Genomic DNA, 14,665 nt, shown 5'->3' with positions numbered 1-14,665 from the left:
TCAGGGGCCGAAGGCCTCAGGCTGCAGTAGTGCTCGTGGTGCTGGTAGTTGGCCGTTTAGGACGACTGGGTTGGGCGCCACCGGAGGAGGTGCCGCTCCAGCCGGTTGACGAGGAGGTCGATGATGAGGACCACGATCATCAGGATGAACATGCCCGCGAAAACGCCCTTGGTGTCGAAGACGCCCTGAGCCTGAGCAATGGCGTAGCCCACCCCGGCTGAAGCGCCGAGGTACTCGCCCACCACGGCGCCTGTGATGGCGAAACCCACGCTGATGTGCAGGCTGGAGAAGATCCAGGTCAGTGCGCTGGGGATGAACACGTGGCGCAGGAGCTGCTTCTCTGATGCGCCCAGCATCCGGGCATTGTCCACCAGCACGCGGTCAACGCTCTTGACGCCCTCCAGGGTGTTGAAGAAGACGATAAAGAACACCAGCGTGAAGCCGAATGCGACCTTGGACCAGATGCCCAGTCCAAACCAGAGCAGGAAGATCGGTGCCAGGACCACGCGGGGAAGGGCGTTGAACATCTGCAGGAACGGATCAAGGAGCCTCTCAAGAAAACGGACCCTCGCAAGGAGGAAGCCCAGGAGAAGGCCGGCGGCGGCACCCACGAGAAAAGCCAGAATGGCCTCCTGCATCGTGACCCATAGGTGCGGGAACACGAACCCCGACGACACCCACAGCCAGACTGTCTGGAAGATGTCGGAGGGAAGCGGGAAGAAGAATTCGTCAACGATCCCGGCGCGCACGGAAAGCTCCCAGACGCCAAGGACCGCGATGGTGAGGAGGAGTTGCGTGCTTCGCATCGCCAGCGGGGACATCTCCGTCCTGCGGGTACGCCGGCGCGTGCCGCCGTCCAATGCCGCGGAGAGCCCGCTTTTCTTGGATCCCACGAGCGTCATGCGACTTCGCCTTCTTCCGCCATTGCCGTTTCGTACGTCTTTGAAACTTCGATCTTCAGCCTGCCCCAGATCTCGCGGTGGAGGGTCACGAACTTCGGGTCATCGCGGATGTCGAGCAGATCGCGCGGGCGCGGAATGTCTATCTCGTAGCTGCCCACCACGGTGCTGCCCGGCCCCGCCCCGAGGATTACCACCTCGTCGGAGAGGGCGATGGCTTCATCCAGGTCATGAGTGATGAAGACGACTGCCTTACCGGATTCCTGCCAAAGCTGAAGGAGTTCGTTCTCCATGATCTGGCGGGTCTGCACGTCGAGTGCTGAAAATGGTTCGTCCATGAGCAGGACGTCCGGGTTGACGATCCAGGCCTGCGCGATGGCTGTGCGCTTGCGCATGCCTCCGCTGAGCTGGTGCGGGTAGCGGTCCGCGAAATTCTTGAGTCCAACCTTCTCGAGCCAGCGCCGTGCCTCTGAATGGGCTTCCGCCTTCGATGCGCCGGCCATCGTCAGTCCGAGGCTCACGTTGTCGATTACCGTCTTCCACGGCAGAAGGGGGTCCTGCTGGAACATGTAAGAGGCACGCCGGTTCACGCCGCTCACCGGTTCGCCGAAGCTCTGCACGGTGCCCGCGCTGGGATTCAGAAGTCCGGCCGCCATGTTGAGGATGGTGGATTTACCGGAGCCGGTGGGGCCGACAATCGAGACGAAGCGGCCGGGCTCGACCTTGAGGTCGATATCGCGGACGGCGAAGTAAGTCTCACCCCCTGGCGTGGGGAATTGCTTAGTACACCCGTTGAGCTCCACCGCGTACGTCGGGGTGTCTGCCTTTGCAGCTGGCATCATTGCACTCTTCCCGGCCGGCGCTGGCCGCTTCTTGTCGCTGCTAATTCTCTTGGTGGGGCGAGTGCGTGTTGTCGCCCCCGATGTCCTTGGCCTCTTCTCCGAGGCCTTGGACTTTTGCCACATCGTGGGTTCTCCATCATGATGTGGACATGATGGTAGCAGTAACCCGGGTCACACTCAACGGGCTGAAGGCTCATACACTTTGTCCATGAGTTCCAACGAAACCGCGGCTACGCCGCTGCTGGTTCTTCGGAAGATCACGTCCATCCTGGATGCCTTTTCGCTCACCCAGCCTGAGCTTTCACTGGCCGAAATCCGCTCGGCCACGGGCGTACCCCACTCCACGGTCCAGCGCCTGGTTGCCAATATGGTTCAGGAGGGCATCCTGGACCGGCATGGGGACCGGTTCCGCGTCGGAGTCCGCATGGCCCACTGGGCCGCCCCGGCAACGCAGGGGCTCGACTTCCTCGAATTGCTCACGCCGGTGCTGCGGCGGCTGCGTGATGAACTCGAAGAGACGGCTTGCATTTTCCGTGAGTCCCAGGGGAAGCGGGTGTGCATTGCCCTTGCGGAAACCCGCCGAATGCTGAGGCGAGTGGTGCAGGTGGGGGAGATCATGCCGCTGCACGTCGGTGCCGCCGGCCGTGTCCTCCTGGCGTGGAACCCGGATGTGGCCGAACAGGTTTACCGCTCGGGGCTGCACTCGCTGACGGAGCAGACAATCACGGATGCCTCCAGCCTTGAAGCGGCCGTGGCCAAAACCAGGGTGGAGGGGTTCGCCATCACCACAGGTGAACGCGTTTCGGGTGCGAGCGGAATCTCGGCACCGATCTTTGGGCCGCAAGGTGAACTCTTCGGCGCCCTGACCGTCATGGGTCCCGCGATGAGGATGCCCTACGACGTGTGCGCCTCCTGGGTGGAACCCGTCCTCGCCGCGGCCGAGGAATCAACCCGGGTCATCGGAGGAGCAATTCCGCAGGAAGGACTATCCGCATCGTGGATTTAGGTCCACAATGTGAAAGAGTCTGGCGCCAAAGAGGAACGGCTCAATAGGCTCCCGCTAACCGAATCCGTGGACTCTGTCCCGGATTGCCGACGCTGGCAGAACAGGAGTTCCAAAGATGGCGAAGGTTTCCGAGACCACCGCGCGAGGCGGCGAGCCGGGCTCTGACCCCCGACCGGGCCCTCCCCACACCGCCGGTCCGTTGGCAGGCGTGCGCGTCCTTGAACTTGGATCCCTGATCGCGGGCCCCTTCGCCGGCCGTCAGCTTGCCGACTTCGGTGCGGAGGTCATCAAGATTGAGTCGCCGGAGCAGCCGGACCCAATGCGGGAGTGGGGCCGGGCCAGGGTCCAGGGGCACACTCTCTGGTGGTCGGTGCAGTCGCGCGGCAAGAAATGCGTCACGCTGGACCTCAAGTCCCCCCGCGGCCACGGGCTGTTCTTGGAGCTCTGCAAGGAGGCGGACGTCATCCTCGAGAATTTCCGCCCCGGGACCCTCGAGAAGTTGGGACTTGCACCCGAGGAACTCTGGAAGGTCAATCCCGGGCTCGTTATTGCCCGGGTGTCCGGCTACGGCCAGACCGGACCCGATGCACAAAAACCCGGCTACGCGTCCGTTGCCGAGGCGCGCGGAGGCCTGCGGTACCTGAACGGCTATCCCGATCAGGCGCCTCCGCGGACCGGCATTTCGCTGGGGGACAGCCTAGCGTCGCTCTATGCGCTGCAGGGAATCCTGCTGGCCCTGTACTGGCGGGACGCCCGCGGGGGAACGGGGCAGGTGGTGGATGTGTCCCTCGTGGAAGCCTGCTTCTCGCTCCTGGAGAGTGCCGTGCCTGATTATGCGGCAACCGGGGTGGTCCCGGGTCCCAGCGGTTCCGGCCTCAAAGGGATCGCGCCGTCGAACATCTTCCGTTCCAAGGACAGCAAGTGGGTGGTCATCGCAGCCAACCAGGACTCGGTGTTCGTGCGGCTGGCTGCCGCCATGGGTAGGCCGGAGCTGGCGTCAGACGTACGGTACAGCAACCACGCGGCCCGGGGCGCCCATCAGGATGAGCTGGAGTCACTGATTGCCCAATGGGCTGCCGGTTTCAGCCATGAGGAGCTGACCTCGCTGTTGGACGGCTACTCCGTGCCGAACAGCCCGGTCAGCAGCATCGAGGACATTTTCCAGGACCCCCAGCTGCGCGCCCGGGGAATGCTGGTCGATGTGCCGGACGAGCAGCTGGGCACCGTGGTGCAACCCGGAATCATTCCCAGGCTGACCCGCAGCACAGGGGAGATCGGCTGGAGCGGGCCCTTGGCACCGGGCTCCCACAACCGGGAAATTTACGGGGGGCTGCTCAAGCTCTCCGCCAAGGAACTGCAGGACGCCAGGGATGAAGGTGCAATCTGATGAATCACGTACAGGCTTCGAGACCAATTTCCATCGTGGACGTCAGTCCGCGGGACGGGCTCCAGAACGAAAAGGTGCCGGTCAGCACCGAGGACAAGCTGCGGCTCATCAATGAGCTCATCTTTCTGGGCGCGAGGAGGATTGAGGCGGTCAGCTTTGTGAACCCCCGGAAGGTCCCGCAGATGGCAGACGCAGATGCGGTCATGGCAGGCGTGCCCCGGGAGGCCGGGGCCAGTTTCATCGGGCTGGTGCTGAACACTAAGGGTGCCGTCCGTGCCGTGGATGCGGGGGTGGACGAAATGAACTACGTGCTGCCGGTGACAGACGCCTTCGCCGCCGCGAACCAGAAGACCACCGTGGCCGCAGCCCTCGATTCACTCGAGGAAGTATCCTCGATCGCCGCCGAGGCTTCGATTCCCCTCACCGTGACTGCTGCCGTCGCCTTCGGCTGCCCCTACCAGGGCGACGTGCCCAAGGAGCAGACTCTTGCTGTGGTCCGCTCAGCGCTGCAGCGCGGAGCGCTGGCGGAGATTGCCCTGGCGGACACCATCGGCTGTGCCGTCCCCTGGCAGGTCGGTGATGTGTTCGGCGAGCTGCGCTCGGAAACGGACGTGCAGTTGCGGGCGCATCTGCATGAAACACGCCACACCGCGCTGGCTAACACTTACGCGGCCATGGCGGCCGGCGTCGGCGTTTTCGACAGCGCGGTAGGAGGCCTGGGCGGTTGCCCCTTTGCACCGGGTGCGGCCGGCAACATCTCCACGGAGGACCTGGTGTGGATGCTGGAACGCGCAGGGTTCAGCACCTCCATCGATCCTGTGGCGGCCACCGAACTCGGCCGCTGGATCTGCGCCAAGGTGGAGACGGCGCCTCGTTCAGGACTGGCAGGTGCCGGGGTGTTTCCCAAGGCTGCGTGAGTTGTGCAGGTCAGTCGGGGCAACCCTCCCGCTAGTCGTATTGACCTGAGAAGTTGGTGACGCGGCTGGCCGGTGTCTGACCTTTGAGGGCAGTGTGGGCTCGATGGTGATTGTGGGCGTGGAGCCATTCGGGGAAAGCTGCGACACGCTCGGTCCTTGCCGTTGGTCTGTGGGCGGTAGGGGCGGGTGCGTTTGTGCTTGATGTCCGGGCCCAGGGCCTGAGCGAAGGCCCGGCACCGGTAGCAGTTCCCGTTGTCCGCCGCCGTCCGGGATCCGGCCGAGTTTCTTGATGTCGACATGGATCAGGTCCCCGGGCTCGTCGTGTTCGTAGCGGCGGATCACCCGCCCGGTGCAGGCCCCACCGGCGGTTCACGCGCACGGCGATGATCCGCCGCTCCGCACAAGCTGCCATCCGCCGGGGAGAAGAATGCGGGCGGCTGGAGCGGTCCTCCATCCCATCCGGGCCGTGCTGGCGGTAGCGCAGGGCCCAACGCGCAGCAGTTGGCACCGACACCTGAAACCGCTCGGCGGCCCGGCGCAACTCCAGCACTGGTCAACGGACACATTGCGCGCGCTGCAGCCGGCCACGAGGCGTCAGAAGAGCGTTAGGGCGGGACACGAAGACCTCCGTGCGTGGAATTGGACTCTAGACAAGCCCCACTCCACCCGGAGGTCTTCTTCATGTTACCAAACTACGCCGAGCGTCACTAACGTCCGTGGTCAATACATCTAGACTTTTCCGAATGGGAGTTCGGACAGGTCGCGGTGATGCCCGCGGTACACGCGTGGTGATGGCAGCCGTTGCGGCCGCTGCCTTTCTCGGCGGTTGCAGTGTTGGTGTCCCGGATCCGGCTGCCCCGAGTAACCCGCCTCTCAGCAGTGGACCGGGCACGCCGACTATTACCCCCGGACACGACGCCGGTGCCGTGGCCGCCCGCGACATGCCGTTCTCGGCAGGGGCCACGCTGGCGCACGGGGTTCCCGTCGGGCTGTCGGAGGACCTGGGCGAAGCGCCGCAATGGAAACAGGTGGTCAGTAATGCGGGTGGCGCAAGCCGCTATCAAAAATCCGACGGCTGCAAGGTGGCGGCCGAGGTACGCCAGAACCAGTGGCCCCTGGTGGCGGCCGATGACAGGGAATCGACGGCGGCGCTTTTTGCCTATCTGGACCCCACTGTCCTGCCCGCTTATTTGAAGCCGGCATCGCTGCGGTGGGGCGGTGAGCGGGGCAAGCCCGGGCCGGCCGCGGATGTACTGGTTCTGGAACGTGCCGCCAAACCAACAGGTCAGAAAGCCGAGAGGGCCACCGCGGTGCTGGCCCGCGTTTTCGGTACGGCCGGCTCGTCCGTGTATGTGTCGGCGTCGTGCCCGACGGCGGCGGCGCTCGCCGCCGCCCGGGCAGACATTGCTCAGTGGCTGACGGTGGTTCCGCCCGGCTGATGAGGTGCTGGGGCGGTGGCCAGCCGGTTGAGGGCCAGTGCCCCCACAAATAGTCCGAAGTCGCGCAGCGCGACGTCGTAATAGGCGCCGAGGATGACCAGGTTCACGATGATCCCGAGGAGCCAGGCAGCTACCACGAGCGAACCGATCCGCGGCCGGACGGCTACCAGGATTCCCGCAATTATCTCCACGACGCCGACGGCATACATCACCGTCTGCGCGGGCAGATGAACCGTTGCCGGAACCATCGGTGCGAGGTAGCCGGTCCAGTCGGTCAGGAGGTTGGTGAACTTGTCCAGGCCGAACAGGATGGGCGCCACAGTGAAGACGGTGCGCAGGACCAGGAACGCCTGGCGGGCCGGATCCGCTGCGAGCGTGTGCGGGCTTCCGGTCTCCTTCAGTGCCGTGGTTTTCATGACGGACTCCCTTCTAAAAGTAGATAACCTGATTTTAGAACCACCGCTCCTTCTTTAGCAACGGATCTTGATTTTAGAGTTACGCTGGATTCATGAGCCGACCAGTTGAGAGCCGCGAGTCAAAGACCGCTCTTTCGTGGACCGGTCGCCTGGCCGCCCTGGCCTCGCTCGGTGACGCCAGCAGGCGGCGCCTTTTTGAGTACGTCGCCGGGCAGTCGTCGTCAGTGGGGCGGGACGACGCTGCGGCTGCGCTGGGCATGCCCAGGTCTACAGTGTCCTTCCACCTGGACAGGCTGGTCCGCGACGGGCTGCTCGCCGTCGAGTTCCGCAAGCTCGGCGAAAAAGCCGGCCCGGGGTCGGGCCGTCCGGCGAAGCTGTACCGCCCGGCGCTGGAAGAAGTGGGAGCGTCGGTACCGGACCGGAGCTACGACCTGGCCGGAGAGCTGATGGCCACCGCGATTGGATCCTCCATGGCCGGCGGGGGAGGGGTGCGCGAGGCACTGGCTGACGCGTCCTACTCCCGGGGCCGTGCCCTGGGTGGGAGCGGATCATCCCTGGATGAAGTGCTCGGGAGCATCGGCTACATGCCCGAACAGGACGCCGAGGGCGGCACCATCCTGATGAACTGTCCTTTCCACCGGCTCGCTGACGGGCACGCGGACGTGGTGTGCGCCATGAACGGGGCGTTTTTGAGTGGTGCCGCCGCTGCCTGCGGGGTGCCGGAGGAGAAAATAGTGGAGGACAGGACGGCCGGGCGCTGCTGCGCCAGGATCAGGCCCTGACTGATGCCCGGCGGCGGCGGAAACCCCGCGGCGTCTAGAATTTAAGCGTGCCTGTTTACCTGGACCATGCCGCCACCACACCCATCGCCGCCGAAGCCCTGGCTGCACTGACGCGCGAGCTGTCCCGGACCGGAAATCCGTCGTCCCTCCACGGCTCCGGCCGCCGGGCGAGACGCTCCGTGGAGGATGCGCGGGAAACCCTCGCCGCCGCGGCAGGCGCCCATCCCTCGGAGGTTATCTTCACCTCGGGCGGCACCGAAGCGGACAACCTGGCCGTCAAAGGCCTGTATTGGTGCCGGCTGGCGGAAGACCCGCGCCGGCGCCGGATCCTGTGCTCCGCCGTCGAGCACCATGCCGTGCTGGACACCGTGGATTGGCTGGAACGCCACGAAGGGGCGGAAGTTTCGTGGCTGCCCGTCAACCAGGACGGCGTGCTGGACCTCGAAGCGCTGCAGGCCGAACTGGTGCGTGAGCCCGAGTCTATTGCCCTGGTGACCGTCATGTGGGCCAACAACGAGGTGGGCAGCATCCAGCCCGTCCACCGGGTGGTGGAGCTCGCGCATGCCGCCGGCGTGCCGGTGCATTCCGACGCGGTCCAGGCGTTTGGCTCGATTCCTTTGGATTTCCGGACCTCCGGGCTGGATGCCATGTCCATCTCGGGACACAAGATCGGCGGGCCGGTCGGCGTCGGTGCGCTCATCCTTGGGCGGTCGGTGAAGCTCACCCCGGTACAGCACGGCGGCGGCCAGGAGCGCGACGTCCGCTCGGGGACGCTCGACACGGCGTCCATAGCGGCCTTCGCCGCCGCTGCTGACTCGGCCGCGAGGAACCTCGAGGCCGAGGCGGCGCGGATTTCCGGGCTGCGCGACCGACTCATCACGGGGGTCCGTGACGCAGTTCCAGCGGCGTTGCTGCGCGGCACGGAGGGCGAGGGTCGACTGCCCGGCAACGCCCATTTCACGTTCCCCGGCTGCGAGGGCGACTCCCTGCTGTTCCTCCTGGACCTGGCCGGCGTCGAATCGTCCACCGGCTCCGCGTGCACGGCAGGTGTTCCGCGTCCGTCGCATGTCCTCCTTGCCATGGGCCTGGACGAGGAGACGGCGCGCGGTGCACAGCGCTTCACCCTGGGGCATCCTTCGACGGAAGCGGACGTCGATGCACTCCTCGCGGCCCTGCCAGGTGCCTATGCCCGGGCGCGGCAGGCCGGAATGGCCGGACATGAATCCTCCATTCAGACGGCTGCCACCGTTGCCCGGCAGGGGTCCGGCATCAGCTGATCTGGTATCAGCTGGTCCCTGCCATCACCTGATCCCGGGCATCAGCTGGTCGAGCGGAACCGTCACGTCCGCCAGCCGCTCGGCAGGCACCTCGGTCCGGCCGGTGATGAGCGCCTTGATGGTCTTCTGGGCACTTGGTTTGACGGACCGCGGCCAATTAACGCTCATGCCGGCCACAACCCGCCCGTCCTGCTGCCAGAAGGCCACGAACTCCTTGCTGTCCAGCGTGCCGCGGATGACTGGAGCCGCCTTTGCTGCGAGCGACGGGAAGCCCGAGTACTCCATGCTGACGTCGAACTGGTCGGTATAGAAGTAGGGAACCGTGTCCAGCACAACGTCCTGGCCGAGCATGGCCCTGGCCGCCACCTTGCCGCCGTTAAGCGCGTTGGACCAGTGTTCGCTGCGGTGGTGCTCGCCGGTAAATGGATGCAGTGCATTGGCGGCGTCGCCGGCGGCAAAAATATCCGGAGCGCTGGTGCGCAGCGAAGCGTCCGTGAGGATACCGTTGCGGACCTCCAGCCCGGCCGCGGTGGCGAGTGCCGTTTCCGGAACCACTCCCACAGCGATGACCACGATGTCCGCGGGCAGGCGCTCGCCGGCGTCGGTCACCACGCCGGTCACCATTCCGTTCTGTCCGGTGATCTCCCTGGCGGAGGCGGGGAGCTGGAAGTGGACTCCGTTGTCCTCGTGCAGGGTGCGGAAAAAGCTGCCAAGCTCTGGGCCGATCGCCGCGGCAAGTGGGATGTCCTCAAGCCCGAGCAGCGTGACCTGGTTGCCGTAGGTGCGTGCCGCCGCGGCCAGTTCCATCCCGATCCAGCCGGAACCGACGAGCACAACGTTCCGTCCGCCTGGCGACAACTGGTCCCGCAGGCGGCGGCTGTCATCGAGCGTACGGAAGGTGGTGACGCCGTCCAGTTCCTTGCCGATCAACGGCAGCGTCCGGGGCGTCGCGCCGGGCGCCAGCAGCAGCGCCCCGTATCCCTGGATTGTTCCGTCTGCGAAGCGGACAGTGTGGGCTGCCGGATCAACCGATGCCACCGGTGTGTCCAGCCGGAGGCTGACGTTGTTCTCGGCGTACCAGCTCTCCGGCGCGACCTCGACGGCATCCTCCCCGGCTTTGCCGAGCAGGTATTCCTTGGACAGCGGCGGCCTGAGATAGGGAGGGTGCGGCTCGGTCCCCACGATGGTGATGTTCCCGGCGTACCCTTCGGCGCGCAGGGTGCGGGCCGCCGTCGCTCCGGCCAGCCCTGCGCCGGCGATGACAATGCTTTCAGGGGCCATGGCGCTACTCGATTCAGCCGGCAGGCCAAAGGCCCGCATTCTAAAAATGGTACTCTTGACTTTAGAAGGGCCGACCGGAACCGTCAAGGAAATTTAGGCCTTGATTCCGGCAGCAAGTAGAATAGTTCGGCAACCCGTGCGTCATGGGTCCAAATCCAACAGAAAGCCATAATGCGAGTTCTAGCAGCCATGAGCGGCGGAGTTGACTCCGCCGTTGCCGCCGCCCGCGCCGTCGAGGCGGGTCACGACGTCGTTGGCGTTCACCTCGCGCTGTCGAGGATGCCGGGCACCCTGCGCACCGGCAGCAGGGGCTGCTGCACCATTGAAGATTCGCGCGATGCCTGGCGGGCCTGCGACGTCCTGGGGATTCCCTACTACGTGTGGGACTTCTCGGAGCGGTTCAAGGAGGATGTGGTCCAGGATTTCATCGACGAGTACGCCGCCGGCCGCACCCCCAATCCCTGCATGCGCTGCAACGAGCGCATTAAGTTTGCCGCCCTGCTCGAAAAGGCGATCGCCCTCGGGTTCGATGCCGTGTGCACGGGCCACTATGCCAAGGTCATCGAGGACGCCGACGGAAACCCCGAGCTGCACCGTGCCGCCGACTGGGCGAAGGACCAGAGCTACGTCCTGGGCGTGCTCACCCATGAGCAGCTGAAGCACTCCATGTTCCCGCTCGCGGACACCCCGTCAAAGGCGGAGGTGCGCGCGGAGGCCGAACGGCGCGGACTGTCAGTGGCCAACAAGCCGGACAGCCACGACATCTGCTTCATCCCGGACGGCGACACCGCCGGATGGCTCGCGGAAAAGATCGACATGACCACCGGCGACATCGTGGATGAGACCGGCGCCAAGGTGGGCGAACACGGCGGAGCGAACGCGTTCACCGTCGGGCAGCGGCGGGGGCTGAAGCTTGGCCGGCCGGCGGCGGACGGCAAGCCGCGGTTCGTGCTGGAGATCCGGCCTAAGGAAAACAGGGTGGTGGTGGGCCCCGAGGCCCTACTGGCCATCGACGAGATCCGCGGCATCAAGGTTTCCTGGGCCGGCCTGCCCATCGATGAGGTTGATTCCGGCGCCGACTTTGACTGCCATGCGCAGGTGCGCGCACACGGTGACCCCGTTCCTGCCATTGCGCGGATGGAGCGTATTGCCGACGACGCCGGGATCGAGCGGGGCAGCCTTGTGGTGACCCTGACCGATCCGCTGCGCGGTGTTTCGCCGGGCCAGACCGTGGTGCTCTACCAGGGCAGCAGGGTCCTCGGCCAGGCGACCATCGACGCTGCGCGGTCCCTGCAGCGGGCGCAGCTCTAACCGTGCTCCGGTTCTCGGAGTAGGAACGGCCGGCGGATGATCCGCCGGCCGTTTTTTGTTCGGCGTTTCCCGTTCCCGGCCCGTGTGGTCAGCCGAGCGCAACCCCGTCTGATAAATTTTGTGTCTCAACTCACACGATGCAATGTTTCACCGGGCAACCTTCTGGTTGAATCAGAGGCATCAGCGGGCTGCCCGCATACGAGTCAGATCGGGCACCCCGCGCGTACTCATCGAACAGAAAGTTCACAGATGGCAAAGAATCAGAGGGCCTTGCGGAGCGCTATCGCGCTGGCAGGCGTTTCCGCTTTCGCACTCACGGCCTGCACAGGCCCGTCCGGAGGCGGGGGAACATCCACCGGCGGCGCCGGCGGAGGGACCATCACCTACGGGACCACGGACAAAGTTGTCACCCTTGACCCTGCCGGCTCCTACGACGCCGGCTCGTTCATGGTCATGAACCAGATCTATCCGTTCCTCATGAACTCCAAGCCCGGATCAGCCGAGGCCAGCCCGGACATCGCGGAATCCGCCTCCTTCACGAGCCCCACGGAATACACCGTGAAGCTTAAGCCGGGCCTCAAGTTCGCCAACGGCCATACGCTAACGTCCTCGGACGTCAAATTCTCCATCGACCGCGTCGTCAAAATCGCGGACCCCAACGGGCCGGCGTCACTGCTCGCGAACCTGAAATCGGTGGCAGCCAAGGATGATTCCACAGTCGTCTTTACGCTTAAGGCGGCGAACGACCAGGTCTTCCCGAGCGTCCTCGGTACCAACACCGGTCCCATCGTCGATGAAGAAGTCTTTCCGGCGAACAAGATCATGAGCGATGACGAGATCGTCAAGGGCAAGCCCTTTGCGGGCCAGTACACGATCGAGAGCTACAAGAAGAACGAGCTTGTCAGCCTCAAGGCCAACCCGGACTACAACGGCTTGCTCGGCAAACCCGCCAACGACGGCGCCAACATCAAGTACTACGCCGACTCCAACAATCTGAAGCTGGACGTGCAGCAGGGCAACATCGACGTTGCCGGCCGCAGCCTGACAGCCACCGACGCCGCGGACCTTGAAAAGGACTCGAAGGTCAAGGTGCACAAGGGCCCCGGCGGCGAACTGCGCTACATCGTCTTCAATTTCGACACCATGCCCTTCGGCGCCAAGACTGCCAACGCCGACGCCAAGAAGGCGCTCGCCGTTCGCCAGGCCATGGCCGACATTGTGGACCGAGACGCCATCGCAACCCAGGTCTACAAAGGCACCTACCTTCCTGCGTTCTCCGTCGTTCCCGATGGACTGCCAGGTGCAGCGCAGCCCCTCAAGGAGATGTACGGCGACGGCAACGGCAAGCCCGACCTTGACAAGGCCAAGAAGGCGTTCGCCGACGCCGGCATCACCGGCGCGGTCAACATCAAACTGCAGTACAACCCGGACCACTACGGCAAGTCTTCCGGCGATGAATACGCCATGATCAAGGAACAGCTGGAAAAGTCTGGCCTGTTCAAGGTGGACCTGCAGTCCACGGAGTGGGTGACCTACTCCAAGGCGCGCACCGCGGACGCCTACCCGGTCTACCAGCTTGGCTGGTTCCCGGACTACTCCGACGCGGACAACTACCTCACGCCGTTCTTTATCCCGGGCAACTTCCTCAAGAACCACTACGAGAACCCGGCGGTCACTGACATCATCAAGAAGCAACTGGTCACAGTTGACAAGACCGAGCGCGAACAGTCTCTCGGCGACGCGCAGACGGCCGTCGCCAAGGATCTTTCTACGTTACCGCTGCTGCAGGGCGCCCAGCTGATGGTGGCCGGCGCGGATGTCAAGGGCGTAGAACAGACGCTGGACCCGTCATTCAAGACCCGCCTCGGAGTGATCTCGAAGTAAGGCTCCACCACCCCATCAGGTCCTGACCAGCCAAGGAGGCGGGACGCCTTCCGGGCGTTCCGCCTCCTTGCTGGCCGGTGAACAGCGGATTCCGGATCCGTGACGGACCCGGAAACACAGAATCAGGCAGTAATGACAACTCTCATTGAGGCGCCGCCAAGCGACGCAGACGGCCTTTTGCCGACAAAGAAAAAGAAGTCCGGCGGGGGACTGGGCCAGTACATTCTGATCAGGTTCCTCCTGATCTTTCCAACCATCTTTATCCTGGTCACCATGGTGTTCTTCCTCATGAGGATCACCGGCGACCCCATCACGGCTGCCATGGGCGGTCGCCTGCCTCCGGAACAGCTGCAGCAGCGGATTCACGACGCCGGATACGACCGGCCGCTCCCCGTCCAGTACTTCGAATACCTGGGCCAGCTGGTGACCGGCAATTTCGGCACCACCCTCTCTGACAACCGCCAGGTAACTGAGATGCTGGCAACCTATGGTTCGGCCACTCTCGAACTCACCATTAATGCACTGATCGTCGCGCTTCTGGTGGGCATTCCATTCGGGATGATCGCCGCGCACCGGCGTGACCATCTTCCCGACGCGGTACTGCGCGTTTTTGCCATTCTCTGCTATGCCACACCCGTATTTTTTGCCGGTTTGCTGCTGAAGCTGACCTTCGCCGTGTGGCTGGGCTGGCTGCCCGTGGCTGGTCGGGCGAAAACCTCCAGCGAACTTGCCCTCACCGGGCTCCAGGCACCAACCGGAATTTATTGGCTGGACGCGCTCAGAAGCGGCAATATGGCCGCCCTCGGCGACGTGATGGCGCATGCCGTCCTGCCCGCTGTTGCCCTGGGCCTGCTGACGGCAGGCATCTTCCTCCGTCTGGTGCGCACCAATCTCATCGGCACGCTGGGCCGCGACTACATCGAAGCGGGCCGCTCGCGGGGCGTCAGTGAATTTCGGCTGGTCACCAAGCACGCCTACAAGCCTGCCCTGATCCCCATCATCACCGTCATGGGCCTCCAGATAGCGGTGATGCTCGGCGGCGCCGTGCTTACGGAAAAAACCTTTGAGTGGAAAGGGCTGGGCTTCCAGCTGGCCAACTACCTGACGGCCCGCGACTTTGTGGCCGTCCAGGGCATCGTAGTCCTCCTGGCCGTCATCGTCGCCATCACCAACTTCATCGTGGACATCGTGGCCGCGCTGATCGACCCCCGTGTGAGGTACTGA

Annotated in this window: 13 protein-coding genes and 1 pseudogene; 9 read left to right on the top strand and 5 right to left on the bottom strand. The window is 64.6% G+C overall.

Annotated elements, in window-relative coordinates:
* Positions 1-56: 56 nt before the first annotated feature.
* Complete coding sequence (locus J7I85_RS16405; protein WP_214853624.1) at positions 57-902, bottom strand: ABC transporter permease; 846 nt, start codon at positions 900-902, stop codon at positions 57-59.
* A complete protein-coding gene (locus J7I85_RS16400) occupies positions 899-1,738 on the bottom strand; it encodes an ABC transporter ATP-binding protein (RefSeq protein WP_214853621.1) in 840 nt (279 codons plus the stop codon). The genes J7I85_RS16405 and J7I85_RS16400 overlap by 4 nt, the downstream gene beginning before the upstream one ends.
* Before the next feature lie 211 nt (positions 1,739-1,949).
* Here J7I85_RS16400 and J7I85_RS16395 point away from each other — a divergent pair, with 211 nt between their 5' ends.
* The 3 genes from J7I85_RS16395 to J7I85_RS16385 all read left to right on the top strand — a co-directional run bounded on the left by J7I85_RS16395 (position 1,950) and on the right by J7I85_RS16385 (position 5,051).
* Positions 1,950-2,747: an IclR family transcriptional regulator gene (locus tag J7I85_RS16395; protein WP_214853619.1), complete on the top strand. Its 798-nt coding sequence runs from the start codon at positions 1,950-1,952 to the stop codon at positions 2,745-2,747.
* A gap of 115 nt (positions 2,748-2,862) precedes the next feature.
* The gene (locus J7I85_RS16390; RefSeq protein ID WP_214853616.1) at positions 2,863-4,134 is read left to right on the top strand and encodes a CaiB/BaiF CoA-transferase family protein; all 1,272 of its coding nucleotides are present in this window, start codon (positions 2,863-2,865) and stop codon (positions 4,132-4,134) included.
* Positions 4,134-5,051: a hydroxymethylglutaryl-CoA lyase gene (locus J7I85_RS16385; protein WP_214853614.1), complete on the top strand. Its 918-nt coding sequence runs from the start codon at positions 4,134-4,136 to the stop codon at positions 5,049-5,051. Before J7I85_RS16390 ends, J7I85_RS16385 begins: the two co-directional genes overlap by 1 nt.
* A gap of 31 nt (positions 5,052-5,082) precedes the next feature.
* Here J7I85_RS16385 and J7I85_RS16380 read toward each other — a convergent pair.
* A pseudogene (locus tag J7I85_RS16380) lies at positions 5,083-5,670 on the bottom strand (leucine zipper domain-containing protein).
* Positions 5,671-5,794: 124 nt separating this feature from the next.
* Here J7I85_RS16380 and J7I85_RS16375 point away from each other — a divergent pair.
* Complete coding sequence (locus tag J7I85_RS16375) at positions 5,795-6,490, top strand: hypothetical protein (protein ID WP_251024428.1); 696 nt, start codon at positions 5,795-5,797, stop codon at positions 6,488-6,490.
* On the opposite strand, the gene J7I85_RS16370 is transcribed toward J7I85_RS16375, so the two are convergent.
* Positions 6,460-6,906, bottom strand: a complete 447-nt coding sequence (locus J7I85_RS16370; RefSeq protein ID WP_214853613.1) for a hypothetical protein — start codon at positions 6,904-6,906, stop codon at positions 6,460-6,462. The genes J7I85_RS16375 and J7I85_RS16370 overlap by 31 nt on opposite strands.
* Before the next feature lie 92 nt (positions 6,907-6,998).
* Between J7I85_RS16370 and J7I85_RS16365 the strand changes: the two genes are divergently transcribed.
* Together J7I85_RS16365 and J7I85_RS16360 are read left to right on the top strand one after the other, a co-directional pair.
* Positions 6,999-7,688, top strand: coding sequence for a metalloregulator ArsR/SmtB family transcription factor (locus tag J7I85_RS16365; protein WP_214853607.1), 690 nt, complete (start codon positions 6,999-7,001; stop codon positions 7,686-7,688).
* A gap of 47 nt (positions 7,689-7,735) precedes the next feature.
* On the top strand, positions 7,736-8,965 hold the full coding sequence (locus tag J7I85_RS16360; protein ID WP_214853604.1) for a cysteine desulfurase family protein: 1,230 nt from the start codon (positions 7,736-7,738) through the stop codon (positions 8,963-8,965).
* Positions 8,966-8,989: 24 nt separating this feature from the next.
* On the opposite strand, the gene J7I85_RS16355 is transcribed toward J7I85_RS16360, so the two are convergent.
* On the bottom strand, positions 8,990-10,246 hold the full coding sequence (locus tag J7I85_RS16355) for an NAD(P)/FAD-dependent oxidoreductase (protein ID WP_214853603.1): 1,257 nt from the start codon (positions 10,244-10,246) through the stop codon (positions 8,990-8,992).
* Positions 10,247-10,417: 171 nt separating this feature from the next.
* On the opposite strand from J7I85_RS16355, the gene mnmA reads away from it, so the two are divergent.
* From mnmA to J7I85_RS16340, 3 genes are all read left to right on the top strand, one after another.
* Complete coding sequence (gene mnmA / locus J7I85_RS16350) at positions 10,418-11,557, top strand: tRNA 2-thiouridine(34) synthase MnmA (protein WP_214853602.1); 1,140 nt, start codon at positions 10,418-10,420, stop codon at positions 11,555-11,557.
* A gap of 249 nt (positions 11,558-11,806) precedes the next feature.
* Complete coding sequence (locus J7I85_RS16345; RefSeq protein WP_214853601.1) at positions 11,807-13,441, top strand: ABC transporter substrate-binding protein; 1,635 nt, start codon at positions 11,807-11,809, stop codon at positions 13,439-13,441.
* Positions 13,442-13,573: 132 nt separating this feature from the next.
* Positions 13,574-14,665, top strand: a complete 1,092-nt coding sequence (locus tag J7I85_RS16340; RefSeq protein WP_214853600.1) for an ABC transporter permease — start codon at positions 13,574-13,576, stop codon at positions 14,663-14,665.

Source organism: Arthrobacter sp. ISL-65, assembly GCF_018613795.1.
Lineage (GTDB): Bacteria > Actinomycetota > Actinomycetes > Actinomycetales > Micrococcaceae > Arthrobacter.
This window is presented reverse-complemented; position numbering and strand designations above follow the sequence as displayed.

Bases quoted from the DNA above. Each gene is read 5' to 3' on its own strand.
- J7I85_RS16390 (WP_214853616.1), top strand. From the start codon at position 2,863: ATGGCGAAGGTTTCCGAGACCACCGCGCGAGGCGGCGAGCCGGGCTCT.
- J7I85_RS16375 (WP_251024428.1), top strand. From the start codon at position 5,795: ATGGGAGTTCGGACAGGTCGCGGTGATGCCCGCGGTACACGCGTGGTG.
- mnmA (WP_214853602.1), top strand. From the start codon at position 10,418: ATGCGAGTTCTAGCAGCCATGAGCGGCGGAGTTGACTCCGCCGTTGCC.
- J7I85_RS16365 (WP_214853607.1), top strand. From the start codon at position 6,999: ATGAGCCGACCAGTTGAGAGCCGCGAGTCAAAGACCGCTCTTTCGTGG.
- J7I85_RS16345 (WP_214853601.1), top strand. From the start codon at position 11,807: ATGGCAAAGAATCAGAGGGCCTTGCGGAGCGCTATCGCGCTGGCAGGC.
- J7I85_RS16340 (WP_214853600.1), top strand. From the start codon at position 13,574: ATGACAACTCTCATTGAGGCGCCGCCAAGCGACGCAGACGGCCTTTTG.
- J7I85_RS16385 (WP_214853614.1), top strand. From the start codon at position 4,134: ATGAATCACGTACAGGCTTCGAGACCAATTTCCATCGTGGACGTCAGT.
- J7I85_RS16400 (WP_214853621.1), bottom strand. From the start codon at position 1,738: ATGCCAGCTGCAAAGGCAGACACCCCGACGTACGCGGTGGAGCTCAAC.
- J7I85_RS16370 (WP_214853613.1), bottom strand. From the start codon at position 6,906: ATGAAAACCACGGCACTGAAGGAGACCGGAAGCCCGCACACGCTCGCA.
- J7I85_RS16355 (WP_214853603.1), bottom strand. From the start codon at position 10,246: ATGGCCCCTGAAAGCATTGTCATCGCCGGCGCAGGGCTGGCCGGAGCG.
- J7I85_RS16395 (WP_214853619.1), top strand. From the start codon at position 1,950: ATGAGTTCCAACGAAACCGCGGCTACGCCGCTGCTGGTTCTTCGGAAG.
- J7I85_RS16405 (WP_214853624.1), bottom strand. From the start codon at position 902: ATGACGCTCGTGGGATCCAAGAAAAGCGGGCTCTCCGCGGCATTGGAC.